The organism is Deinococcus maricopensis DSM 21211 (assembly GCF_000186385.1).
Classification (GTDB): Bacteria; Deinococcota; Deinococci; order Deinococcales; family Deinococcaceae; genus Deinococcus_B; species Deinococcus_B maricopensis.
Window position 1 is genome coordinate 1,335,587 of the sequence record NC_014958.1, and the last position, 23,253, is coordinate 1,358,839.

21 protein-coding genes and 1 tRNA gene are annotated in these 23,253 nt (G+C 67.9%); 15 read left to right on the top strand and 7 right to left on the bottom strand.

The window, feature by feature from the left end:
- The first annotated feature begins 63 nt into the window (after window positions 1–63).
- The 3 genes from DEIMA_RS06255 to DEIMA_RS06260 all read left to right on the top strand — a co-directional run bounded on the left by DEIMA_RS06255 (window position 64) and on the right by DEIMA_RS06260 (window position 3,733).
- A complete protein-coding gene (locus DEIMA_RS06255) occupies window positions 64–2,271 on the top strand; it encodes an AfsR/SARP family transcriptional regulator (protein WP_013556386.1) in 2,208 nt (735 codons plus the stop codon).
- A gap of 428 nt (window positions 2,272–2,699) precedes the next feature.
- Window positions 2,700–2,843: a hypothetical protein gene (locus tag DEIMA_RS18220; RefSeq protein ID WP_169311927.1), complete on the top strand. Its 144-nt coding sequence runs from the start codon at window positions 2,700–2,702 to the stop codon at window positions 2,841–2,843.
- A 104-nt stretch (window positions 2,844–2,947) separates the two neighbouring features.
- Complete coding sequence (locus tag DEIMA_RS06260; protein ID WP_013556387.1) at window positions 2,948–3,733, top strand: diguanylate cyclase; 786 nt, start codon at window positions 2,948–2,950, stop codon at window positions 3,731–3,733.
- A 7-nt stretch (window positions 3,734–3,740) separates the two neighbouring features.
- Here DEIMA_RS06260 and DEIMA_RS16835 read toward each other — a convergent pair whose 3' ends face one another.
- A complete protein-coding gene (locus tag DEIMA_RS16835; RefSeq protein WP_013556388.1) occupies window positions 3,741–4,211 on the bottom strand; it encodes a hypothetical protein in 471 nt (156 codons plus the stop codon).
- Between the two features lie 78 nt (window positions 4,212–4,289).
- Here DEIMA_RS16835 and DEIMA_RS06270 point away from each other — a divergent pair, with 78 nt between their 5' ends.
- From DEIMA_RS06270 to speA, 3 genes are all read left to right on the top strand, one after another.
- Window positions 4,290–4,781 (top strand): hypothetical protein, encoded by a 492-nt coding sequence (locus DEIMA_RS06270; protein ID WP_013556389.1) that lies wholly within the window; start codon window positions 4,290–4,292, stop codon window positions 4,779–4,781.
- 87 nt (window positions 4,782–4,868) lie between these two features.
- A tRNA-Asp gene (locus tag DEIMA_RS06275) sits at window positions 4,869–4,944 on the top strand.
- Window positions 4,945–5,270: 326 nt separating this feature from the next.
- Window positions 5,271–7,181 carry a biosynthetic arginine decarboxylase gene (gene speA / locus DEIMA_RS06280; RefSeq protein ID WP_013556390.1) on the top strand — a complete coding sequence of 637 codons (1,911 nt, stop codon included), beginning with the start codon at window positions 5,271–5,273 and terminating at the stop codon, window positions 7,179–7,181.
- 53 nt (window positions 7,182–7,234) lie between these two features.
- Here speA and DEIMA_RS17820 read toward each other — a convergent pair whose 3' ends face one another.
- On the bottom strand, window positions 7,235–9,886 hold the full coding sequence (locus tag DEIMA_RS17820) for a COG1470 family protein (protein WP_148234918.1): 2,652 nt from the start codon (window positions 9,884–9,886) through the stop codon (window positions 7,235–7,237).
- A 130-nt stretch (window positions 9,887–10,016) separates the two neighbouring features.
- The gene (locus tag DEIMA_RS17825; RefSeq protein ID WP_013556392.1) at window positions 10,017–10,715 is read right to left on the bottom strand and encodes a hypothetical protein; all 699 of its coding nucleotides are present in this window, start codon (window positions 10,713–10,715) and stop codon (window positions 10,017–10,019) included.
- 226 nt (window positions 10,716–10,941) lie between these two features.
- On the opposite strand from DEIMA_RS17825, the gene DEIMA_RS06290 reads away from it, so the two are divergent.
- From DEIMA_RS06290 to DEIMA_RS06315, 6 genes are all read left to right on the top strand, one after another.
- Window positions 10,942–12,165, top strand: a complete 1,224-nt coding sequence (locus DEIMA_RS06290) for a class I SAM-dependent RNA methyltransferase (RefSeq protein ID WP_013556393.1) — start codon at window positions 10,942–10,944, stop codon at window positions 12,163–12,165.
- Between the two features lie 79 nt (window positions 12,166–12,244).
- Window positions 12,245–12,637 (top strand): hypothetical protein, encoded by a 393-nt coding sequence (locus DEIMA_RS16840; protein ID WP_013556394.1) that lies wholly within the window; start codon window positions 12,245–12,247, stop codon window positions 12,635–12,637.
- A 116-nt stretch (window positions 12,638–12,753) separates the two neighbouring features.
- Window positions 12,754–13,509 carry a transporter substrate-binding domain-containing protein gene (locus DEIMA_RS06300; protein WP_013556395.1) on the top strand — a complete coding sequence of 252 codons (756 nt, stop codon included), beginning with the start codon at window positions 12,754–12,756 and terminating at the stop codon, window positions 13,507–13,509.
- Window positions 13,510–13,587: 78 nt separating this feature from the next.
- Complete coding sequence (locus DEIMA_RS06305) at window positions 13,588–14,247, top strand: amino acid ABC transporter permease (RefSeq protein ID WP_013556396.1); 660 nt, start codon at window positions 13,588–13,590, stop codon at window positions 14,245–14,247.
- A gap of 287 nt (window positions 14,248–14,534) precedes the next feature.
- Window positions 14,535–15,701, top strand: coding sequence for a sensor histidine kinase (locus tag DEIMA_RS06310; protein ID WP_013556397.1), 1,167 nt, complete (start codon window positions 14,535–14,537; stop codon window positions 15,699–15,701).
- A complete protein-coding gene (locus DEIMA_RS06315) occupies window positions 15,698–16,345 on the top strand; it encodes a response regulator (protein ID WP_013556398.1) in 648 nt (215 codons plus the stop codon). The genes DEIMA_RS06310 and DEIMA_RS06315 overlap by 4 nt, the downstream gene beginning before the upstream one ends.
- Before the next feature lie 7 nt (window positions 16,346–16,352).
- Here the strand turns inward: DEIMA_RS06315 and DEIMA_RS06320 are convergent, their stop codons facing one another.
- Window positions 16,353–17,192 carry an HAD family hydrolase gene (locus tag DEIMA_RS06320; RefSeq protein WP_013556399.1) on the bottom strand — a complete coding sequence of 280 codons (840 nt, stop codon included), beginning with the start codon at window positions 17,190–17,192 and terminating at the stop codon, window positions 16,353–16,355.
- On the bottom strand, window positions 17,189–17,575 hold the full coding sequence (locus DEIMA_RS06325; protein WP_013556400.1) for a 4'-phosphopantetheinyl transferase superfamily protein: 387 nt from the start codon (window positions 17,573–17,575) through the stop codon (window positions 17,189–17,191). Before DEIMA_RS06325 ends, DEIMA_RS06320 begins: the two co-directional genes overlap by 4 nt.
- A gap of 46 nt (window positions 17,576–17,621) precedes the next feature.
- Between DEIMA_RS06325 and DEIMA_RS06330 the strand changes: the two genes are divergently transcribed.
- Window positions 17,622–18,296 carry a HepT-like ribonuclease domain-containing protein gene (locus DEIMA_RS06330; RefSeq protein ID WP_013556401.1) on the top strand — a complete coding sequence of 225 codons (675 nt, stop codon included), beginning with the start codon at window positions 17,622–17,624 and terminating at the stop codon, window positions 18,294–18,296.
- A 58-nt stretch (window positions 18,297–18,354) separates the two neighbouring features.
- Here the strand turns inward: DEIMA_RS06330 and wrbA are convergent, their stop codons facing one another.
- Entirely contained in the window at window positions 18,355–18,963 is a 609-nt protein-coding gene (gene wrbA, locus DEIMA_RS06335) for an NAD(P)H:quinone oxidoreductase (RefSeq protein ID WP_013556402.1), read from the bottom strand.
- A 204-nt stretch (window positions 18,964–19,167) separates the two neighbouring features.
- Here wrbA and DEIMA_RS06340 point away from each other — a divergent pair, with 204 nt between their 5' ends.
- Together DEIMA_RS06340 and DEIMA_RS06345 are read left to right on the top strand one after the other, a co-directional pair.
- Window positions 19,168–19,704 carry a GGDEF domain-containing protein gene (locus DEIMA_RS06340; RefSeq protein WP_013556403.1) on the top strand — a complete coding sequence of 179 codons (537 nt, stop codon included), beginning with the start codon at window positions 19,168–19,170 and terminating at the stop codon, window positions 19,702–19,704.
- A gap of 77 nt (window positions 19,705–19,781) precedes the next feature.
- Window positions 19,782–22,451 carry an ATP-binding protein gene (locus tag DEIMA_RS06345; RefSeq protein WP_013556404.1) on the top strand — a complete coding sequence of 890 codons (2,670 nt, stop codon included), beginning with the start codon at window positions 19,782–19,784 and terminating at the stop codon, window positions 22,449–22,451.
- Between the two features lie 49 nt (window positions 22,452–22,500).
- Here the strand turns inward: DEIMA_RS06345 and DEIMA_RS06350 are convergent, their stop codons facing one another.
- A complete protein-coding gene (locus DEIMA_RS06350; RefSeq protein ID WP_043816511.1) occupies window positions 22,501–23,001 on the bottom strand; it encodes a hypothetical protein in 501 nt (166 codons plus the stop codon).
- Window positions 23,002–23,253: the final 252 nt, after the last annotated feature.

Consider the following 23,253-nt stretch of genomic DNA (forward strand, 5'->3'; position numbering starts at 1 on the left):
TGGGATGAGCGGCAGCGGGTGCTACGCTAAGGACATCACGTGCCGAATTCACAGGAGACCAGGGTGTACAAGCTGCAAATCCTCGGCCACGTCCACCTGACCGCCGACGGCCAGCCCGTCCCGCTGTCCGCCAAAGCCCACGCGCTCCTCACGTACCTCACGCTCGAGCGCGGCTCACACCACCGCGAATTCATCGCCGACCTCCTCTGGGACACCCCCGAGGCGCTCGCGAACCTGCGCGTCGAACTCACCCGCCTGCGCCAGAAGCGCCTCCCGTTCTTCCCGGCGCGCACGCCCATGCTGCACGTCAACTGCCCCACCGACCTGCACACCTGGCTGCAGGAAGCCGACCACGTCTCCGACGACGCCGTTCCCCAATGGCTCGCGGCGCTGCGCGGCACGCCCCTGAGCGGCCTGGAGGACCTCGGGTCCGCCGAGTTCCGCGACTGGGTGGAACTGCAGCGCCAGCACCTCGGCACGCACCTCGAACGGGCCCTCGGGCGCGTCTACACGCGCCTCGCGCAGGCCGGGCACACCACGCACCTCGACCTGATCCGCGCGCGCGCCGACCGGCTCGGCCTGGACCTCACCGCGTCCACGCCCACGCCCGCCCCCAGCCCCACCAGCGCCGCGCCCGTCGCGCTGCCCAGCGCGCTCGCGCCCCTGCACGCCGCCCTGATCGGCGCCGCGAACGCCGCGCGGCACGCGCCGCAACTGCTGCTGCTCGGCGCGCGCCTCGGGTCCGGCGAGCGGCAGCACCTCGACGCGACATTCAGCGGCACCGAATGGAGCGTCATCCACATGCACGCGAACAGCAGCCCGCTGCTGTTCATGACGGCCCTCACGCACCAGCTCGCGCGGCTGTGCCCACCGGAACTGCAGGAACGCCTGCTCGGCGCGGTCGGCGGCGGCAGCCACCAGCACGACCTGCAGCGCGTCGCGAGCCTGTTCACGGCCGCACGACGACCGCTGGTGCTGGTCATCCACACGCCGCAGCCGGACCAGACGCTCGTGAACGACGGCGTCCGCTTCGCCCTGGAACTGCCGGTGCCGCTGCTGATCGTCCTCACCGCCACGTCCGCGCTCGGCCTCGACGCCCTGCGCGACGCGCTCGGCCCGATGGACCTCTCACGCGTGCACCGCGTGGACGTGCCGCCCCTCAGCGTCCGCGACGTACGCGCCATGCTTGAGGCGCGCGGCAGCGCGCATGATCCGGACGCCCTGCATGCCCGCGCCGCCCGCATCAACCAGCAGGCCGAAGGGTGGCCGCTCCACGTCGAGGCGCTCATGGACGGCCCCGACCCCCGCCTGCGGCTGCCGCTCCCGCCCGTCGTGCGCGACACCCTCCTCGGCGACCTCGCGCACCAGACGCCGCGCCTGCGCCGCCACCTCGCGCTTTGGAGCCTGGTGTACAGCAGCCTCAACGCCGAACTCGCCGACGAACTCACCCGCACCCTGGGTGGCGACGGCGGCCTCGACACCTTCGCGCAGGCCGTCGCGCTCGGACTGCTGCAACAGGCCACGCCGCAGGAGACGCTGCGTCTCGACACCTTCACGTACCGCACCAGCGACCTCGACACGCACTTCGGCTTCGCGCACGAACCGCTCCGCACCGCCCTCGCCGGGACGCTCACCAGCAGCGAACGCCGCGAACTGCGCGCGCACCTCGCCCGCCACTACCTCAGCACGCACCCGGCCCTCGCGCGCCTGTACGCCGAACACGCGGGCCTCACGGACCTCGCCGCGCAGGCCCGCGCGGCCCTCCCACCCGCCGAGGTCCCGCAAGCGCACGCGGCCCCGCACCAGCTCACGCCACCCCCACGCCCGCGGGACACCGCGCGCCGCGAAACGCGCACCCCAAACGGCTACCGCGTGGCCCTCGACGGCGGGCACCTTGAGGTGAGCCGATACGGGCGGTACGCGCCCGCGCCGACCCTGCGCCTCAGCGGCCCCCCCGTGCGTGGCGGCGCGTGGCACCTCACCGCCCGCATCGACGCGTTCAGCAGCGCCCCCGACCTGGAAGGCGCGCCGCACATGTACCCGCTCGCGCTGCGCACTGCCCCAGATGCGCGCGTCGTGTACTCCACGCAGCCATTCGCGCCATTCACCGAGGACGGCGTCACGCACACCTTCGGCGGCCTCGTCCCCGAAGGCCGCTGGTTCACGCTCAGCGGGCACGGCGATCCCGGCACGCTGGAACTCACGGTGCGCGCCCTGGACGTCGCCCTCAGCGTCGCGCAGTTCACCTGGTCAGGCGCAGACGTCCTCTAAAACGCATTCAGGACCGCCATGCGCCCCGTGCGGACCCCGACTCCACACGCGCGCACGACCTCACCATCCGTGCTGCACCCGCCGCCACTGCACCCTCCCGGGTGCCCTCGACCGCGTGACCCTGCACCGCTGGCTCAGCATTCGCGTGTTGCTGCTGGTGTGCCGCTTCACCTGCCAGATCCCAGCCCATTCGTGGGCCTGATCGGCAGCCCCCGCAGAACACCCTCGCCGGGTGGTCGACGGTGCGGCTCGGCACCATCATTCCCGGCGTCGGCACCGTCCCGAGCTTCCTGTCGGCCCTGTCCCTCAACGACCGTCATGGCCCTGTCGCACTTCACCACCGACACAACCACCGACTCGCAAAGCCCTTGAGAGTGTGGTCACGCTCAGGGCGGGCCTCGCGTTCGTGCTGCTCTACAGGCCGTGCATTGCGACCGTCGGCGCGCTCGCTGCCGAGCACGGCCGCTGCGATGCTCGCCGTGTTCGGCGCGGATGGGTGCAGCTGCGGCGGATGCCGCGCCGCCGACAAAGCCTCCACCCTGCTGCACCTCACGCCGCGCGGCGAGGCGTGAGGTGCAGCGCCACGCCTCCTGCCCGCCCGCGCCCTGGCCAGCGCCGGGCGGGGGAGAGGGCGCACGGCCGCACACCCGAGTGTGCGGTCCTTCATACTGAGCAGGTGCCCACCGCCGACGCTCCACTCATCGTCACCGGCGCGCCCGCGTGGCGCGCCCGCATCGCCGATACCCTGCGCGACGCGGGCCTCCCCACCCCCGATACCCCCACCCCCACTGCCGCCCTCAGCCGCCCCGGCGTCCTGATCACGGACCCCGGCACCCTCGCGCGCCTCACGCCGAACGCCGGCCGCGCCACCCTCGCGCTCGTGCGCCTCGAACGGGACCTCGCACGCGCCCTCGACCTCGGCGCGGACGATGCGGAACTTGAAAGCGCCTCGCCTGCCGCGCTGCGCGCCCGCGTGCATGCCGCCTGCGCCCTCGCTGCCGCCCGCGCGCACCGGCCCACGCCGCTGCACGACGAACCCACCGGCGCATACCGCGCCGACGTGTTCGACTTGGCGCTCGCCCGTGACCTCGCCACCGCCGAACGCCTCGGGCTGCCACTCAGCCTCGTGTGCGTCGCCCCGCGCGACCACGCGCCGGACGCGGCGGCCGTCACGGCCCTCAAGCGCGTCGTGCGCCGCCGCACCGACCTGATTGGCGCGTCCGACACGCACCTCAGCGTGCTGCTGCCGCACACGCCGCACGCCGACGCGCTCCGCCTCGCGCGCGACATGCGCGAAGCCCTCCGCGCCCTCCCCGCCACGCGGGGCCGCCGCGTCACGTACGGCATCGGCGTCGCCACCACTGTCGAGGACGACGCCGCGCGCCTCACGGAACGCGCCCTCGCGGGCTGCCGCGCCTCGCAGGGCGCGCGCGGGCACGTGAACGGCGACAAGCCCCGCTGACTGCCGTTCAGCGGCGCGTGGTTCCGCCGGTCACGTGCAGTTCCGGCTCGTACCGCTGCGCGTACCCGTCCGTCACGAACGAGAAGGTCCCCGCCGCCTCCCGCGCGAGGACGCCCCGCATGGGGCCGCTCACCACCCGGTACGCCGGCGCGTTCCCCCAGGTGCCCACGCGTTGCAGCGGCGCGTCCGACAGGCTTGCCAGCGTGAACTTCGGGCCGTCCACGTCGACGCGCCACGTGGTGGAGCGGGTTTCCGTCTCGTACGTCACCCGCACGGCCCGCCCTGGCAGCGGCGGCTGCCGCGTGAAGATCACCGCTCGGCGTGTGCGCGGCGCGAGGCGCTCCACGCGGTCCGCCTGACGGTCGAAGCTGCCCGCGCCGGTCAGCATGACCTTCCCGGACGTCGTGATCGGCGCGCGCGGCGCGCACGAGAACGTCAGCAGGGCCGTGGCGAGCAGCAGGGGAGCGTGAAGGCGCATGCCCGCACGTTAGCGCGCGCCCCGCCGGGCAAATGCACCATCCGCAACGCCTGGACTGCCCGGCGCGTACTGCAGGGTATGAGCGAGAACCTGCAGGGGCGCGTGGGCGGGCGGCACGTCGGGTACGGCGTGCACGCCACCTGGGACGGCGCGACGCTGAACGGCCGCCTCGGTGGACACTTTCAGGGCAAGGACGTGCACCTGCGCGTGCAGGACGGGCGCGTGCGCGGCCGCGTCGGTGGGCGCATCGACGGGTTCGACGCGCACGGTGAGCTGACGCACGCGGCGCTGCACGTCCGCCTGGGCGGCACCCTCGACGGTGACGACGTGCACGTGCGCGTCACGGGCGCGCGTGCTGAGGGGCGCTTCAGCGGCCGTCTGGACGGGAAGGACGTCCTGATCCTGGCCGCGGGCGCCCGTCTGACCGGCCGCATCGGCGGGCACGTCGAAGGCAAGGACGTCGACCTGAACGCGCGCGACGTGCCGTTCGCGCTGGCGGTCCTCGTCGCCGTGTGCGCCTACAAGGCCCTGGAGGACACCCAGAACGCCGCCGCCAGCAGCAGCTCCTGAGGTGCCTACCCCGCCGTTGACAAGTTCCTCACCCCCCGCTAAACTTAACGCCGCTGAAAGGTTCAACCGGACAGCCACAACACATCTGGTCCGGTAGTGTAGCGGTTAGCATATCTGCCTGTCACGCAGAAGGTCGCGGGTTCAAATCCCGTCCGGACCGCCAGAACCAAGAAGAGCACCCCACGGGTGCTCTTCTTCATGTTGTCCACCCTGACGCGCACCTCACGAACAGGTGACCAACAACCCCCGGCTACGCAGTATGATTTCTTTTGGTTTCGCACGGCGTGTGCCCCCACTTCCGGAGGGCTCCCGCGCGCACGGCGAGCCGCATTCCCGGTCAAGCGACCCTCCCGCCCCACACGCACGGGCGAGCGAGCGGGCTACTGGAATCCGGCCCCACCGGACATCTCGCCCAACCGGCCGCTCTGTTGGGCGCGCACCTCCCGGAGCGCGCAACACCCCCACTCAGCACCCCCGAGGACGCCTGCATTGAAAACCACCCCGTACTCCACCACCGACGCTGCTGAACTCTACGGAATCCCCTCCTGGAGTGGCGGATGGTTCCGCGTCAACGACAAAGGCCACGTAGACGCCACCCCCGCCCCCGGCCTGCACGCTACCCTCCGCGACGTCATCGACGAACTCGTGCAGGAACGCGGCGAGAGCCTCCCCGTCATCCTCCGCTTCCCGCAGATCCTCGCCGGTCGCGTCCGCCAGCTCAACGAAGCCTTCCGCAAAGCTATTCAGGAATACGGCTACACCGGTAACTACCAGGGCGTGTTCCCCATCAAGGTCAACCAGCGTCGCATGGTCGTCGAAACCATCGCGCAGGCCGGGTACGACTACGCGCACGGCCTCGAAGCCGGCAGCAAAGCCGAACTCGCGCTGTGCCTCGCGCAGGACATGCACCCGAACGCCCTGCTGTGCTGCAACGGCTTCAAGGACGACGGCTTCATCAAGCTCGCCCTGTGGGGCCGCACGCTCGGTAAGAACGTCGTCATCACCATCGAGAAGTACAGCGAACTCGACCGCATCCTCAAGCAGGCCCGCGCGCTCGGCGTGAAACCCGCCATCGGCGTGCGCTTCAAACTGCACGCGCGCGGCAGCGGCATGTGGGAAGAGTCCGGCGGGGACCAGGCGAAATTCGGCCTGAACGCCTACGAACTGCTGCGCGTCGTCGAACGCCTCCGCGAAGAGGACATGCTCGACAGCCTCGTCATGCTGCACACGCACATCGGCAGCCAGATCACCGACATCCGCCGCGTCAAGGTCGCCGTACGCGAAGCGACGCAGGTGTACGCCGGCCTCGTCGCCGACGGCGTGCCCCTCAAGTACCTGAACGTCGGCGGCGGCCTCGGCGTCGACTACGACGGCAGCAAAACCACCTTCTACGTCAGCACGAACTACACCATGCAGGAGTACGCCTCCGACATCGTGTACACCGTGCAGGAAACCTGCAAGGCCCGCGAAGTCGCCGAACCCACCATCGTCAGCGAATCCGGCCGCGCCCTCACCGCGCACCACGCCGTCCTGATCGTTCCCGTCGTCGACGTCACCGGCCCCACCCTCGACGTGCAGGCCATCCCGCCCGCCCAGGAAGGCCAGCACCAGGTCGTCACCGACATGGAAGAAATCCTCGGGAACATCAGCGGCCGCAACTACCGCGAGATGTACAACGACGCCGTCGGCGACAAGCAGACGCTCCACAACCTCTTCGACCTTGGCTACGTCAACCTCTACGACCGCGCGCGCGGCGAAGCGCTCTTCAACGCCATCCTCCGCAAGGTCAGCCGCCAGCTCATCGGCGAGAAGTACGTCCCCGACGAGCTCGAAGACCTCCAGAAGGTCCTCGCGGACAAGTACATCTGCAACTTCAGCCTGTTCCAGAGCCTCCCAGACAACTGGGCGATCGGCGCGCTGTTCCCCATCACGCCCCTGTCGCGCCTGAACGAGGAACCCACCCGCCAGGGCACCCTCGTGGACATCACCTGCGACAGCGACGGCAAAATCGAGAAGTTCATCGACCTGCGCGACGTCAAAGCCACCCTGCCCCTCCACGCCCTGGACGGCGACCCGTACTACCTCGGGTTCTTCCTGATGGGCGCGTACCAGGACGTGCTCGGCAGCGCCCACAACCTCTTCGGGAAGGTCAGCGAAGCGCACGTGACCGCCCGCCCCGGCGGGAAGTACCACATCGACCTGTTCGTGCGCGGTCAGAAAGCCCGCCGCATGATCGAATCCATGGGCTACGAGGAAGCCATGCTGCGCGAAAGCATCCAGGAGCAGAGCGCCAAGGCCCGCAAGGGCGGCACCCTCGACCCCCTCCAGGAACACGAACTGCTCGAGGACTACGACGAGGAACTCCTCGGGTACACGTACCTCGAATACGAAAACGAGTAAGCAGGAGAAAATTAAACGAGGAGGGCTCCTTTGGGAGCCCTCCTCGTTTAAAATCAGTGCTTTAGAAATGGTGGATATTCGCAGTAGTGGACCCGATCGTCTATCAGGTCTTGAATCATTTTTAAGAATCCAGGAAGACTGTTTTCTGAAAGTGTTAGATTGCTCCATTTACCACAAATTGAATAATTGATATTGAATTGTGGTGAATAATCTAGCAGAGAATATCCAACCCATGAAGCTTGAACGGTATCTTGAGTGGCCACTTGGTCAGTGTTCATTTGAGGCGGGTAATAATATTTCTGCTGTACATCTAATAATTCCTTAGGTTCATTTTTGCGGTAACCAGTTGGGTCATTGACATGATTTGACGGATAAGAAATCTGGCAATTTACATCAACACCAATAATGCTCAGAGGGTTTTCTGGGTCATTAGTTTGGAGTTTAAATTGTCCTTTTTCGTCACGTAGCGCCCAGGGGCACTCAAACTTCGCTTGAATAGTGGCGCTTTCGCCTGGAAGGAGGCTAGAGGCGTACTGCGTGTTTTGCGGGAAAGTTACGTAGGGCGTCTGATAGGAGAGGAAGGAATACTGCAGCGGAGCTGTACCCGTATTCGTGAACGTAATGTTTTCAGTGGAAGACTCTAGGCCTTGGAGTTGGCGTTTGATGGACAGGGGAGTCGGCCCGGATAAGTGGGGAACACCTTCACACTGGACGGAGACATCGACGTTGGCTGAGGGGCGTTGGGGGTCATCACTGGTGAGGGCCACTTGGTGCTGGGTGGTGCCGGGTTCTTTGCAGAGGTAGCTGACATTGACCGTGGCCGTGTCGCCGCCGGCGAGTTGAGTGGTGGGCGCGCTCGCCTGGAGGGTGGGGCTGCTGACAGTGAAGTTTAAGGGCACTTGAGTGCCGTCGGGCATGGCGTCCGTTTGGTTCTGGAAGGTGAAGGCGCCCTGCGCGGTCTGCCCGACTTTGCCTTTGAGAGCAAGAGGGTTGGGGGTGGGGTCGGTCATGTGCGGGGCGTAGCAGTGCAGGGTGACCGTGAAGGTGGTGGGGTCGGTGTTGCCGGTGGGGTCAACGACATCAAACGTGAAGGGGGTAACGTCTGGGAACGATCCGCACTGGGCTTTGACCGTGATCTGGTTGTTGATGCCTTGGATGGTGGAGGCGCTGGGGGTGACGTTGGCGGTGGGGTTAACCAGGATGCTGAGGGGTTGGATGGAGGATGTGGCGTTGTTGAGGGAGGTGATGATGATGTTGTCTTTAGGCTTGAAGGCGAATTGGCCGGTGGGGGTCAGGGTGTCAGTGAGGACTTGGAGGTTGACGGATTCTTCTTTTACGGCATTGACTTTGTTGTAGATGTCAAGGCTGATGATTTTGAATTGCTGATAAATTTTGAGCGGTGTGCACGTAATTTCAATTTCTATTGGGTATGTGTAGAAGAGTAGGTTTCCGCTCTTGTACAGGTTCTCCCTTTCATATTTTAAGGGAATTTCCTTCGATTGAACGTTGAAGTATTTACCATATTTATCCATGTATTCTTTGTCTTTAGAATCGGCGAAGTCGGCCATGCTAAAGAGTGTTTCATTCAGCGAATAATACAAATTGAAGCTCTTTTTATAAACTGTTGATGATCGGGGATCTCCGTTTGGTTCACAGTGAAAGCTGTATGGAATCTCAGAGCTTTGTCCGCCAGAAAGCGCCCCCGAAAGCATGTCCGTGCTTCCCAAAGGAATTGACCTGTACGTCAATACCGACTTCGAGACTCCTGTGTTTTTCAGCAGGTATTTCCCAGTCAAAGTATCACCGTATTTCCCCAATAGGATGATCTTCTGTGACTTGGGGGGGACATTTGATGAAGCTTCGACTCTCAACGTAAGAGCGGCCGAGTTGTTCGAAGTGGGCTTTACAATATCCTTCGGTTCAGTGCAATCCAAGCTCTTGGCCCGTACAGAATCCCAGGCGACACCTTTTTTGGAGAGTTTCGCGATAGCGTCATTGACCGTGAGTTTCTCGTCGTTGAAACCGACTTTGATGTTGAACCATTTGACGCCCGAGAGCGCAAGAGCGTTATTAGGTTCCACAGACATGTCGACCGTTTTATCCAGTGCTAGGGTCGTCATGAGCTTGATGACCTGATTCGTGCCTTGGAACTTCCAGGTACCGGCCGGGGGGGTGTACACCACTTCTCGGGTGATGAGTTGCTTGAAGGCCGGGCGCGGGGCGGATATGGATCCGAAGATATAGGCTTCCGTGGTGAAGACGAAATGGACTTTGTTGTCCTGAGAGATGTACATGGCGAAGTCTACGGAGGTGTTCGCCGGGATTCTGATAATGTCCGGAATCTTTTCATCTGATTTGGCACCCTTGAGGAATGGCCGCCAGTAGGGGCCACCGTCTTTGATAATAGGATCGCCGTTGAAGCCGGCATCTAATTCGCCCCCATATCCAGCTGTATCTCCGCCGAAATACGCTGATGAGATCGTGCGATTGCGGTATTTAACTGGGTTATCTTTTTCTGGATCTCCCCGTACGATAGGGGCAGGAAGGAAGACCCGACCGGTGATGAAGTTCACCTTCGGTAGCTTCTTTAAATCGGTCTGCTCTCGATAGAGGGGACCTGTAGGGTGCATTTCGCAGGGTATAGGGGTGATATTGGGGCCTAAGTGATCATCGAATTGGCTTCGATCAATTCCAGGCAGATCCATGCCCTCTGTGGCGGCAGGGGCATCCTGGCCCTCCATGAGCGACTCAGAGGCTGGGATGGGAATGTAGGTATTGGGCTGCGAGCAGGCCGAGAGGATCGCAAGGGATGCGATGAGGGGGAGGGCTCTACTGTTAGTGCGTGTTCTTCTGTTCATTGATGATCTTTCCTTTAAAATCGAGTGTGACTTGGTAATTGCATTTATCTAAGGTGCTTTCGAGAATGATATTTCGCCCTGAAACACCCTTAAATCTCATGAAAGAGTTTGAGGATTGCATAGGTTCGCTGCAAAAATTCCCTAAGTTGTTTGATTGAAATCTGAGGAATAGTTGTGGTATGGACTTAAGGACGCCTATTGGTAATCTGTAGAGTTCCAGCGTTTGCTGACTAGGAAGAAGTGTGTCGTTACCCGAGTCGTCATAAATGTGGAAATAAATGTATTTATCATCGTAGAAAGTCAATACGCCATTTTTGGTGTTAAATGCCTCTCCTGAAGAGAACTTGATGCCTGCAATATGTATTCCTCTCTGACTCCGATCATCACAATTCGCGTAAAAAATATCGTCAAAAATAAATATGGGACTATCTTTATCGATGAAGCAGCCTTGTTTGAACCCCCAAATCTGCTTGCCGTCCTTCACGCCGTACAAGCCATACCTATCGCCGTACACTGTGACATCACCCTTGTAAATCTTGAACGTGGTGCCGTACTTCCCCACTTTCACGGACGGGCTCAATGGCCAGCCCGTCCGGAGCCTCCCAGTTTCCGCAGACGCAAACATCAACGCCTGACCAAGGACCCAAGTGATCAGGAAGCCTCTTCTCCACACCATCAACGACCTCCAATGCACCAAACACGAGAACGCTGTGCGTCAGAATGTTGATCTGACGCACCCACTATTGAGTTGCTCTCGGGATGACCGCCGTCACCCCGGAGACCTGCACAGTCTAGACGCGGTCACCCCGCCGCGCTGCTGCACTTCCGCACCCCCCGCCGTGCCGTCCTTGCTATCCTGCCCTCCCTGATGTTCACCCCTCGGGTGCGCTAGCCTGTGCGGGATGCCTGCGGTGACGCTCAAGATTGAAAAACTCGTGGCGGGCGGCCTCGGCCTCGCTCGGGATGAGCACGGCGTGCTGCTGGTGCGCGGCGCCCTGCCGGGCGAGACGGTCCGCGCGGACGTCCGCGAAGCCAAAGGGGTGCGGCAGGGCCGCGTGGTGGACGTGCTGGAGGCCAGCGCGGACCGCGTGCGCGCGCCGGACATGCCGACGGTGGACCTCGCGCACGCCACGTACGCGGCGCAGCTGCGCTTCAAGCGGGATTTCGTGGCGGAGGCGCTCACGCGCATCGCGAAGCTGGAGCACGCGGTGGGGGAGACGGTGCCGAGTCCGCGCGCGTGGGCGTACCGGAACGGCGCGCAGTACCTCGTGACGCCGCGTGGTCTGGCGTACCGGGAGCGGCGTGGGCATGAACCGCTGACGTTCACGCGTGACCCGCTGGTGATGGAGGCGGTGCAGGACGTGACGGTGCGGGTGGACGCGGCGTTGCTCGCGCCGGCCACGGAGGTGGCGTTCCGCGCGAGTCGCGATACCGGTGAGGTGGTGGCGGCGCTGATCGGCGCGGGTCGCCCGGCGGAGCACCTGCGCGCGGCGGATCACCTGATGGACGCGGGCGTGGTGGGCGTGAGTCTGGCGCAGCCGGCGGGGCGGCGGTTCAGTGCGGGCGTGAAGTTGATTGCGGGTGAGGGGGAGGTTCGGGATCATTTCGGGCGGGTGACGTTGAGCGTGAGCGCGACAGGGTTTGCGCAGGTGAATCCGGAGGCGGCGGGGTTGGCGTACGGGCGCGCGGCGGAGTTGGCGGGGCGCGGGCGAATTGCGCTGGACCTGTACGGTGGGAGTGGCGCGATCGGGCGGCACCTGGCGGGGCAGTTCGAGCGGGTGGTGGTGGTGGATGTGGCGCAGGAGGCGTTGGCGCGTGGGCGGCGGGACGCGCAGTTGGAGGGGTTGCGGAACGTGTCGTTCCGGCACGTGCATGATGCGGCGTTCCCGGACGCGGACGTGATTGTGGTGGATCCGCCGCGTGCGGGGTTGGACGCGGCGACGCGGGACGGCATTGATGGGAGTGTGGCGGGTCGTTTGGTGTACGTGAGTTGTGATCCGGCGACGTGGGCGCGTGATGTGGGGGATCTGGTGCGGCGGGGGTGGCGTTTGGGTGAGGTGACGCCGCATGATTTCTACCCGCAGACGAGTCACGTGGAGGTCGTGAGTGTGTTGTCGCGTGGGTAGGGTGGGTTGATGAAGGGGACGCCGCTGCTGTTCGGGGCGGCGTTCATGTTTTTGTGGTGCTGGACGCTAGGGTGGGGCGATGACGGGTGTGCGGGTGTGGTGGGGCGTGGCGGGCGCGGTGGTGGTGGCGCTGGGGGCGTCGTGGGTGGGGATGGAGCGGCGGTTGGATGAGCAGGCGCGGACGATTACGCAGTTGCGGTCGACGGTGTCGGCGTTGCGTTCGCAGGTGGCGGCGCAGGATGCGTCGAGGGTGACGGCGCGGGCGTTGGGGGAGAATTGCGCGTTTGAGGTGGTGCGGGATTTCGAGGAGGTGCGTGAGGGGACGGGGCGGTATCCGGGGGTGGCGGAGGTGTCGTTGCCGGAGGCGTGCCGGGAGGTGCGGGTGCAGTGGGTGATGTTGGAGCCGCGGGCGTACCGGTTTGTGGTGGAGGATACGCAGGGTCGGGTGTTGGCGAAGGAAGGCCGACCCTGACCGAAAACTTAAAGTACTTTGCCGAACAAAGTGATCTAATTGTTGATCGGTTTTATCCTTTTTTGTTACACTGTTCCTCGTTGCCTGCCACCCGAGCAGGCCAAAAGGAGAACCTCATGCGTCACCAACGCACCCTGATGATCGCCGCGCTCGCCCTCATCACCAGCGCCAGCGCCGCCACCCTCGAAAAAGGCGTCCTGAAAATCGGCATGGAAGGCACCTACCCGCCTTTCACCTACAAAGACGAACAAAACCAGCTCGTCGGCTTCGACGTCGACATCGCCAAAGCGGTCGCTGCGAAACTCGGCCTGAAAACCGAATTCGTCCTCACCGAATGGAGCGGCATCCTCGCCGGCCTCCAGGCGAACAAGTACGACGTCATCGTCAACCAAGTGGGCGTGACCGCCGAACGCCAGAAAAGCATCGCGTTCAGCACCCCCTACGCCTACAGCAGCGCGCAGATCATCGTCCGCAAGAACGACAACGCCGCGTACAAGACCCTCGCGTCCCTCAAAGGCAAACGCGTCGGTGTGGGCCTCGGCAGCAACTACGAGAAGATGCTGCGTGACGCCGGCGGCATCAACGTCGTCACGTACCCCGGCGCCAGCGAGTACCTGCGTGACCTTGCCGTCGGCCGCCTCGACGCCGCCCTCAACGACCGCCTGATGGTCGGCTACTTCGCCAAGAGCCAGAACCTCCCGGTCAAGGGCGCGGGCGTCATCGAGGACCCCCAGGCCATCGCCATCGCCCTCAAGAAGACCAACACGGACCTCAAAGCCAAGATCGACCGCGCGCTGCTGCAGCTCAAGGCCGACGGCACGTACGCCAAAATCAGCCGCAAATGGTTCGGGCAGGACGTCAGCAAGAAATAACGCGCCCCACTCAGCGAAGCGCCCCCCCGTCGGGGCGCTTCGCTTGCTGAACGTGGCACTGTAGGACTGGAGGTCCGCGTGAACATCACCCAGAGCATGATCGACGCCCTGCCCGTCCTGCTGACCGGCGCGCGCATCACCGTGCTGTACGCCGTCGGCGCCATGCTGCTCGGCCTGCCGCTCGCCTTCCTCGTGGCCCTCGGCCGCTCCGCGCCGTGGCCGCCCGTGCGGTGGCTGCTGGACCTCTACGTGTCCTTCATTCGCGGCACGCCCCTGCTGGTGCAGATCTTCGTGCTGTACTACGGCCTGCCAGGCCTCGGCGTGACCCTCGACCCGGTCACGAGCGGCGTCGCGGCCCTCAGCCTGAACGTTGCCGCGTACATGAGCGTCACCATCCGCGCGTCCCTTGACGCCGTCGGCCGCGGGCAGCGCGAGGCCGCACGCAGCCTCGGCCTGAGCAGCAGCCAGACCATGCGCTTCGTGGTGCTGCCGCAGGCGCTGCGCATCGGGCTGCCCAGCCTCATGAACAGCCTGATCGGCCTGATCAAGGACACGTCGCTGGTGTCGGTCATCACTGTCACGGAACTGCTGCGCAGTGCCCAGCTCGTGATTGCGCGGACGTTCGAGCCGTTCGGGCCGTACCTCGCGGCGGCGCTGATCTACTGGCTGATCAGCAGCCTGCTCGGGTTGGTGCAGAGCCGCCTGGAGCGCCGCCTGCACCGCCCTGGGCCCGCCTGAGTCCTGGCACACCAGGGGCCCGGTGCCGTACAGCACCGGGCCCCTGGTGTGTCCTGAGCAGGCTGCCCTAGGAGCGGGCAGCCCCCAAACATGAGCATTAAGTTAAGGCCCCTTCATGTTGAGCGCTGACTTTCGGCAGTAGGCGTCCTGACACGCGCGGCATACTGTAGGCACAGACCAGCACCGCAACCAACGCCAATCCGGGGGGAGGGGCCAAGCAGGGTGCTGCGCACCACGGCACGCGCACGCGTCCGTCCCCTCGGCATTCCCACACCCAGGACGGACCCATGCCCGAACTGCCCACGCCCAACGCCGAACTCCGCACCATCATCCGCTGGACGGGCCTGGCCACCTGGGTCGCCGTCATTGCGCAGGCCCTCCTCGCCCTGCCCGCCAAACCCGGCCGCCTCACCCCGGACGAAGTCCTCCCCTGGACCCTGTGCCTGCTCGGCTTCGCCGGCGTCTTCCTGCTCGCCACCCGGCCCTGGCGTGGCCGCGCCGCGCACCTCACCCCCCTCACGCTCATCAGCGTCGAAGTGCTCCTCGCGCTGCTCGCCAACCACATCTTCAACGGCAACAGCCTCCTGTCCGGCCTGCTGCTCGTTACCGCCGCGCAGGTGGGCCTGCTGCTCCGCCTCGGCCACTCGCTGCTGTGGGTGCTCGCGCAGACCGCCGGCCTCGCCGCCGTCCTCCTCGGCAACTGGCCCGCCCTGGACGCGTGGGCGTACACCAGCGGCATGCTGTGCTTCCAGGGCTTCGCGGTCGCCAGTGCCCGCGTCGCCGCCCGTGAGGTGCAGGCCCGTCACCAGCTCGCCGCCGTCGTCCGCGAACTCCGCGCGACCCGTCAGCGCCTCGCCGACGCCAGCCGCAACGCCGAGCGCCTGCACATCGCCCGCGAACTCCACGACCTGCTCGGCCACCACCTCACCGCCCTCACCATGAACCTCGAAGTGGCCGCGTACATCACCCAGGAGGACCAGACGCGCACGCACGTCATGCGCGCCCAGGCCCTCGCGAAACTCCTGCTCGGCGACGTCCGCGAAGCCGTGCAGTCCATGCGGGACCGCGCCGCCCTCGACTTCCGCAGCGAACTCACCCTCCTGACCGACGCCGTCTCCACCGTGCAGGTCATCGTCGAGTACCCGGACGGCCTGCCCGAACCGGACGACGTCCGCAAACAGGTCCTGCTCCGCTGCGTGCAGGAGGTCCTCACGAACACCGTCCGGCACGCAGGCGCGGATCACCTGTGGCTCACGTTCACCGACACGCCCGGCGGCCTGGAGTTCCGCGCGCGCGACAACGGCCGCGGCGCCGCCACCCTCCGGCTCGGCTGCGGCCTGCGCGGCATGCGTGAACGCCTCGAAGCCATCGGCGGGCATCTGAACATCGAAACGCTCGCCGGTCGCGGCCTGCGCCTGCACGCCACCCTCCCACACCGCCTGGAGCACCCGTGATTCGCGTCGCGCTCGTCGAGGACCAGACGCTCGTCCGTCAGGGCCTGCGCAGCATGTTGGACCTCGCCGGCGACATGCAGGTCATCGGTGAGGCCGAGGACGGCGTGCAGGCTACCGAGCGCCTCCCGGAGCTGCGCCCGGACGTCGTCCTGCTCGACCTGCGCATGCCGCACCTCGACGGCCTCGGTGTCCTGCAGCGCCTCAGCGCCCATGGCACCCTGCCGCCCACGCTGGTCCTCACGACCTTCGACGACGACGAACTGATCCTGGAGTGCGTGCAGGCGGGCGCGCGCGGCTACCTGCTCAAGGACGTCGCCCTGCCGCAGCTCCTCCAAGCGATCCGCACCGTCGCGGGCGGCGGACGCTGGCTGCAACCCGCCGTGACGCAACGCGTTCTGCGCGGCCTCGAGGCGTTCCGACCCGCCGCGGAACCCTTCACGCCGTGCGACGCCGTGACGCTCACGGACCGCGAGTGCGACGTGCTGCGCCTGCTCGCGGGCGGGTACAGCAACCGCGAGATTGCGGGCGCGCTGCGCACCACCGAAGGCACCGTGAAAAGTTACGTTTCGAACGTCCTCTCGAAACTCGGTGTCCGCGACCGCACCCGCGCGGTCCTGAAAGCCCTCGAGCTCGGCGTGCTGTAACGCCCGCTCAGGCCCGCGCGAACGCGCCTGCCTGTGCGAGCAGGCGCTCCAGGTATACGGCGACGCCGTCCTCCGCGTTCGTGCCGGTGACGGCGTCGGCCGCGGCGCGCGCTTCCGGGTGCGCGTTCCCCATGGCGACGCCCGTGCCCGCCCACGTGAGCAGCTCCACGTCGTTCGCGGCGTCCCCGAACGCGAGGACGTCCGCCGCGCCGAACCCCAGGTGCGTGCACAGCTGCGCCACCCCCCACGCCTTCGTCACGCCGGGCGCCATGACCTCCAGGAACGGCGCGCCGCTGTGCGTCATCTCGAAGCCGCGCACGCCCAGCGCGCGCACCTCGGCCATCAGGGCGCGCGGGTCGAGGGTGGCGTGCCGAAGGATCAGCTTCAGGCTGGGCGCGTCCGTCACGCCGAGCGCGTCCGTGAGGGTCATGTCGTGCGGGTGGCGTTTATGGTCGCTGAACACCGCGAGCTGCTCGTACCCGCGCTGGGCGACGAACGTTTCCCCGGCGTCGCGGATGCTGACGCACAGCGCGTCCGGCACGCGCGCATGCAGGGCCGCCACGAGGGCGCGGGCCGTGTCGGCGCTCAGGTGCGCCTCGAACAGCACCTCGCCGGTGCGCAGGTGCAGGCCGTGCGCGCCGTTCCCGCACAGCGCGTACCCGTCGAAGCCCGCGTCGGCCTGCAGGAGCCGCAGGCCACGCGGCTGCCGCGCCGTGACCGGCACGACGAGCACGCCGTGGGCGCGCAGGGCGTCCAGCGCGGCGCGCGTCCGGGCACTCACCGTGCCGTCGGGACGCAGCAGCGTCCCGTCAAGGTCCGTCGCGATCAGGCGGGGCAGGCCGGTCATGCGCGCGCCTCCAGCACCACCACCGCCGACGCGTGCTCGTTCGTGTGCGTCAGCGTGAGGTGCGCGACCCAGCCGCGCTCGCGCATCTCCTGCGCAATCACGGGCGCGAAGCCGAGCGTGGGCGGCGAGAACGGAAACGGCCCGTCGGGCGTGCGGTCCCGCTCGACCCACACGTCCTGCCAGCCATGCGGGCGCGGCCAGACCTTCTGGAACGCCTCCTTGGCCGCGAAGCGTGCCGCGAGACTCGGCGCGGGGTCCGCGAAGCGCGCGGCGTACGCCAGTTCGGTCGGCGCGAACAGCTTGTTCGCGCGCGCGCCCTCCCGCGACAGCAGGCCGCGGATGCGTTCGATCTCAATCAGGTCATGGCCGACAGCGACGATCACGCGCCCATTGTGGCACGCCCCTCCCGCTCCGCTATCTTGAACGCGCATGACGATTCCCGGCCCGCGCCTCGCCCTGATCGCCGCGCTGCTCCGCGAGCGGGCGGCGGACGTGCGCGCCCTCGGGGTGCGCCGCGTGCGGGTATTCGGGTCGGTGGCGCGCGCGGAGGCGACAGCCGCGTCGGACGTGGACGTCCTCGTGGAGTTCGCGGAGCCGGCCGGGCTGCTGACGCTGGTGCGCGCCGAGGCGTGGTTCGAGGGCGCGCTCGGGTACCGCACGGACACCGTCACCGAAGGGGCCCTGAAGTCCGCGTTGCGCGGGGACGTCCTCGCGGACGCCGTCGACCCGCTCACGGGGGAGGCGCCGGGGGCCGCGCCGCGCCGGAAGCGCTGGCGGTGGCGCGCCGCGGAAATGCTGGACGCGATCGACCGCGCGGAGCGGTACACGGACGGATTGACGCTGGCGGCGTTCCGCGCGTCGGACCTGCACGTGGACGCGGTGCTCCGGCAGCTGATCCGGCTGGGGGAGACCAGCAAGTTCGTGCCGGACACCGTGCGGGTGTTCTACCCGGACGTGCCGTGGGCGGACCTGCGCGCCATGCGGAACCTGATCGCGCACGACTACTTCGGCGTGGACGTGGCGCTGGTGTGGCACACCGCCCGCGTGGAACTGCCGGCGCTGCGCCCGGCCCTGCGCCCGCTGGTGGCGCCGGACGACGCCTGAACGCCCGCGAACAGGGAAGAGGGCGACGCGCTGCGCGTCGCCCTCTTCCCTGGAGGAGTTACTGCGCCTGGCCTTTGAGCTGCTGCGTGACCTGCACGAGGCGGCGCGCCTGGTGCTGGATGCTGGCGAGGTCCTGCTCGCTGAGGGCGCCGCCGGTGGCGGTAACGCTGGCGCCGTAGGGGTTCCCGCCGGACGCGAAGATGACCGGGTCGGTGTAGCCGGGGGGGACGATGATGGTGCCCCAGTGCATGGCGGTGACGTAGAGGGTCTGCAGGGTGGTTTCCTGGCCGCCGTTGGGGTTCTGGGCGCTGGTCATGGCGCTGAAGGTTTTGTTGGCGAGTTTACCGGTGGCCCACAGGCCGCCGAGCGTGTCGATGAACGCGCGGATCTGGCTGGCGGTGCCGCCAAAGCGGGTGGGGCTGCTGAACAGGTAGGCGTCGGCCCATTCCATGTCGGCGGGGGTGGCTTCGTCGATGTGCGCGGTGCGTTCCTGCTGCGCGAGCCAGGCGTCCTGGGTGTTGATGACGTCCTGCGGGGCGGTCTCGCGGACTTTCAGGACGCGCACTTCTGCGCCGGCTTCGCGGGCGGCCTGGGCGGCGGCTTCGGCCATGGCGTGGTTGGTGCCGTAGGTGCTGTAGTAGACGATGGCGAGTTTGATGGGGGTCATGGCTGGAGCGTACACCGAACGGTCAGATAATTCAACATTAAACGATTGTCATGTGTGAATTTCCCTGCGACGACACCCCTGCAGGCCTTCGTGGTCCCGAGACACGCCACCCTCAGGCGCCCCGACCGCACACGCCACCCGCACCCCCACCTGAGATTCCACCCTGCCCCGGCAGGCACGAAGTCCATATGCCACACTGGCTCTGTGTCACCGACCTTCCTGGACACCCTCACGGGCCTGCCCACCCGGTCGGACTTCCAACACGATCTGCGCACCCACCTGCACGAGGGCGCCTGCACCCTGATCCTGTGCGACCTCGACCACCTCAAACTCATCAACGACACCTTCGGCCACCGCGCCGGGGACGACGCCCTGCGCGACCTCGGCCTCACCCTCACCGCGCACCTCCCCGCCGGCTGGCACGCCTACCGCCTCAGCGGCGACGAGTTCGCGCTGCTCACCCGCGCGCCCCTCGCCGACGTTCCCGCCTGGGCCGCCACGCTCCTGAACGCCCTGGCCGCGCGCCCACACCCGCTGCGCGTCAGCATGGGCGCCGCGCACGCCCCACAGCACACCCCGCCCGACACCCTGTTCGACGACGCCGACCGCCGCCTGTACAGCGCCAAACGCGGCGGCCGCGGACGCGCCGTCATCGACGACGCCCCCCACACCCCCCCGCCACGCAGCCGGGGCGCCTGCTCGAACGCGACGACGCACACACGCACGCCGCCACGTTCCTGAACGCCCCCACCCCTGGCGAACTCCGCGTACACGCGCCGCCCGGCGCGGGCCTCAGCGCGTACCTCTGCAACCTCGAGGTGCTCGCGCAGGCCTGCGGATACGTCACCGTCCGGGTCCCCGGGCACGACGTCAGCGCCCGCCGCGAAGGCGGCGCGTGGGCGCACGCCACCTGGAACGGCGAACCCCAGAGCGCCCCGCCCGAAGCCCTTCTTGAGCGCCTGCGGCCCGGCGATCGCCTCGCCGTCATCCTCGACACGCCTGAACGCTTCGACCCGCACACCCGCGCGCTGCTCGGCCCGCTGCTCGCCCGCGCGGACGCCACCATCACGGGCAGCGCCACTCCCGCTGCGGCACCCACGCCCGGCCCGCGCACCGTGATCCTCGCGCCGCTCAGCGCCCAGGGCGCCCGCAGCCTCGCGGAGGCGCGTGCAGGCCGCGCGCTCGCCACGCCCGTGCACACCTGGCTGGCCGCGCGGGCCGCGCACCTGCCCGGCCCACTCATCACCTGGACCGACGCGCTGCTGCTCGAAGCGCACCTGCGCCGCCTCGACCCGGACGATCTGCCCACCGAACCGGACCCCGCCTGGGAAGCCGCCGTGGCGCAACACGTCACCCTCGCCGCCCGCGCCCTCCCACACCTTCCGTACCTGTACGGCCGCGCGCACGAACTGCGCGCCGCGCGCGACGTCCTGCACCGCCAGCCCATCCTGACCTTCACCGGCCCGAGCGGCCGCGGGAAAACCCGCCTGGCCCTGCAGCTCGCCGGCGAGGCCCGCCCGGACTTCCCCGGGGGCGTGCACGTGGTCTCGCTGGCGGGCGTGCCGTCCACGGACGTCGCGCTGGTGCGCATCGCCGAGGCGCTGCTCGGCACGCCCCCGCCAAGCGCCGACGCCGCCAGCGTCGCCCGCCTGCTCGCGCGCCGCCCGACGCTGCTGGTCCTCGACGCGCCCGAAGGGCACCTGCTGAGTGCCCCCCTGCTCGAACACCTCCACCACCTCAGCCCCTCCATGCGCCTGATTGTGACGGCGTCCACCGCGCTCGGCGCGCGCGGCGAGGCACTCCTGCCGGTCCCGCCTCTCCTGCCCGCCGCGGTGCGCGCGGCCCTGCACGACCAGACCCGGGACGAGCCCGCGCCCGACGAGGCCGACCTCGCCCGCCTGGTGGACCTGATCGGCGGTGAGCCCTTCACGCTGGAACTCGCGGTGCCGCTCGTGGTGACGCTCGGCGCGCGCGGCGCCGCCCAGCACCTGGAGCGCGTCCCACCCGCGGACCGCGCGCCCGTCACGTCCCTGTGGCGGCAGCTCGGCACGCACGAGCAACGCGTCCTCACCGCCCTCGCGACGTTCGACGGGCCGTTCCACCCGCAGTGGGCCGAGCGGGTCGCGCAGGCCAGCACCTTCCTGCTGTCCGCGCTGATTCACCACCGGCACCTGCACGCGGTCGGCGGCGGCCTGTACCGCTACCCGGGCGCACTGCACACCTTCGCGCGCGCGCAACTGCACCACCAACCCGCCTGGCGCGCCCGCGTGCAGGGCCGCGTGTTGCGCGAGGTGCAGGCGACGCTGCGCGCCGCGCCCACCGGCACGCCCGCGTGGTTCGCAGCCCTCGACGCTGCCTACCCGACGGTGCGTTCCGCTCTCGGCGGGCTGCTCGCGCACCCGCCCGCGGCGCCCACCCTCAGTGAGGCGCTGGTGGACCTCACCACGTACCGCGTGGCGCGCGGGCACCTGTATGACGCCCGCGAGGACCTGCGCCGCGCGCTGCGCGCCGAGCCGCCGGACGCCCCGCGCCTGCAGCTCGCGCTCGCGACCGTGCTGCAGCACCTCGGGGACCACGAGGCGGCGCAGGCGACGGCAACAGCGCTGCGGGACGCGGCGGAGCGCGCGGGCAACCCAGCGCTCACGGCGCACGCCCTGATCGTGGAAGGCCGGGTCCTGCACCGCCGCAGCCGCTACCCGGAGAGCCGGGCGCGGTTCGAGCAGGCGCTGGGGCTGGCGCGGGCACTGCGGGACGTACCGCTCGCGGTGCGGGCGTTGGACGGCGTGGCTCGCAGCGCGCTGTACTTCGGGGCGCTGGACGCCGCGCGGCAGGCGGCGGCGCGCACGGTGCGGCACGCGGAGCGGCTGGGCGCACCGCTGCTGCTCGCGGACGCGCTGAACACGGCCGCGCTCGTCGCGACGGACGAGCGTGACCTTCCGCGCGCCCGTGAGCTGTTCACGCGGGCGCTCGCGCTGCACGCGGCGTACGACGGCGTGACTGGTCTGACCCTGAACCGCACGGGCCTGGCGTGGGTGATGCTGCTGAGCGGGGACCACAGAGGCAGCGCGGCCCTGAGCCGATTGGTGCTGCGGCAGGCGCAGGACACCGGGAGTGCCTGGGAGGTCGCCAATGCGCTCGTGAATTTCGGGCATGCGACGGCACGGGCCGGGCAGCTGGACGTGGCGAGGCGCGCGCACCTGGAGGCGGCGCGTCTCGCGCAGCGCTGCGACGCGCCGTCAGTGCTGGCCGAGGCACTGGGCGGCGTGGCGGACGTGCTGGCGCGGCTAGGGCAGCGGGGTGCGGCGCGCACGGTGTTCGGGGTGGCGCGCGTGCATCCGGGGGCGAATGCGGAGTTCCGGCAGTTCTTCGCGCCGTTGCGGGTGGAGTTGCGGGGGGTGCCGCCGGAAACGCCTGACGCAGACGTGCAGGCGTTGTGTGCGGAGGTGCGGGGGGCCCGGCGGGGCCGCGCGCAGGCCTCCACAACCTGAGGGTGCCTGCCGGGGGGATGGCGGGCGCCCTCAGGATGGGGGGGCAGATTCAGGGGACCAGCAGAAGGTGCGGGCGGGCGAAGCGCACCTGAAAGACGTCGCTGCGCGGGTCGGCCTGGCCGGTGATCCACCAGAAGCCGGGGGGCAGGGTGGGGCCATGCAGGCGCAGGACGTCGCGGCTTTCCGTGAGGCTGGTGCCGCAGGGGAGAACGTGGATGAGGAGGCTGTAGAGATTGCCGCCGAGGGTGGTGGTGAGGCTGGGGGCCAGGCGGGTATCGCCGCGCTGGCGGGCGTTGTGCAGGTGGATGGTGGGGCCGTTCGGGGTGTAGCGCAGCAGCCCCCAGAGTTCGAGGTCCTGACCGTCGAGCAGAGGGCGGTCGAAGGTCGTGCCGTGCACGCGGACGTGGTGGGTGGGGGTGTGGAGGGTGCCGTCGGCGCGGGCGGGGTCGGGGGTGTGGCGGGTGTAGTGACCGCTGATCAGGACGGGGGTGCGGTCGGGGAGGTCAGGCAGGAGGTGCAGGGAGGTGGGGGTGTAGTGGGGAGCGGGCATCAGAGGGGACGGTGACGTCATGGGGCAGTGACCTCGGGCCGCGGGGGCGGCTGGAGTGCGGTGGGGTGGGGATTGGCACCGTCTGGCGGTGGTGTGTTCAGGGTAGAAGATGCCTGGGATAAAGTTGGATAAAAAGGTGTGGCAAAATGAGAAGAACCGCCGACAGGACAGGCCAGTCGAACCGTGGGCGAGGGTGCTGACAGCACGCCGGGCATTTGCTAAACTTGTACTCAGTACAAATTTGGCACACTG

Bases quoted from the DNA above. Each gene is read 5' to 3' on its own strand.
- DEIMA_RS17820 (WP_148234918.1), bottom strand. From the start codon at position 9,886: ATGGATCTGCCTGGAATTGATCGAAGCCAATTCGATGATCACTTAGGC.
- wrbA (WP_013556402.1), bottom strand. From the start codon at position 18,963: ATGACCCCCATCAAACTCGCCATCGTCTACTACAGCACCTACGGCACC.
- DEIMA_RS06330 (WP_013556401.1), top strand. From the start codon at position 17,622: ATGACGATTCCCGGCCCGCGCCTCGCCCTGATCGCCGCGCTGCTCCGC.
- DEIMA_RS06300 (WP_013556395.1), top strand. From the start codon at position 12,754: ATGCGTCACCAACGCACCCTGATGATCGCCGCGCTCGCCCTCATCACC.
- DEIMA_RS06290 (WP_013556393.1), top strand. From the start codon at position 10,942: ATGCCTGCGGTGACGCTCAAGATTGAAAAACTCGTGGCGGGCGGCCTC.
- DEIMA_RS17825 (WP_013556392.1), bottom strand. From the start codon at position 10,715: ATGGTGTGGAGAAGAGGCTTCCTGATCACTTGGGTCCTTGGTCAGGCG.
- DEIMA_RS06270 (WP_013556389.1), top strand. From the start codon at position 4,290: ATGAGCGAGAACCTGCAGGGGCGCGTGGGCGGGCGGCACGTCGGGTAC.
- DEIMA_RS06350 (WP_043816511.1), bottom strand. From the start codon at position 23,001: ATGCCCGCTCCCCACTACACCCCCACCTCCCTGCACCTCCTGCCTGAC.
- DEIMA_RS06310 (WP_013556397.1), top strand. From the start codon at position 14,535: ATGCCCGAACTGCCCACGCCCAACGCCGAACTCCGCACCATCATCCGC.
- DEIMA_RS16840 (WP_013556394.1), top strand. From the start codon at position 12,245: ATGACGGGTGTGCGGGTGTGGTGGGGCGTGGCGGGCGCGGTGGTGGTG.
- DEIMA_RS16835 (WP_013556388.1), bottom strand. From the start codon at position 4,211: ATGCGCCTTCACGCTCCCCTGCTGCTCGCCACGGCCCTGCTGACGTTC.
- DEIMA_RS06320 (WP_013556399.1), bottom strand. From the start codon at position 17,192: ATGACCGGCCTGCCCCGCCTGATCGCGACGGACCTTGACGGGACGCTG.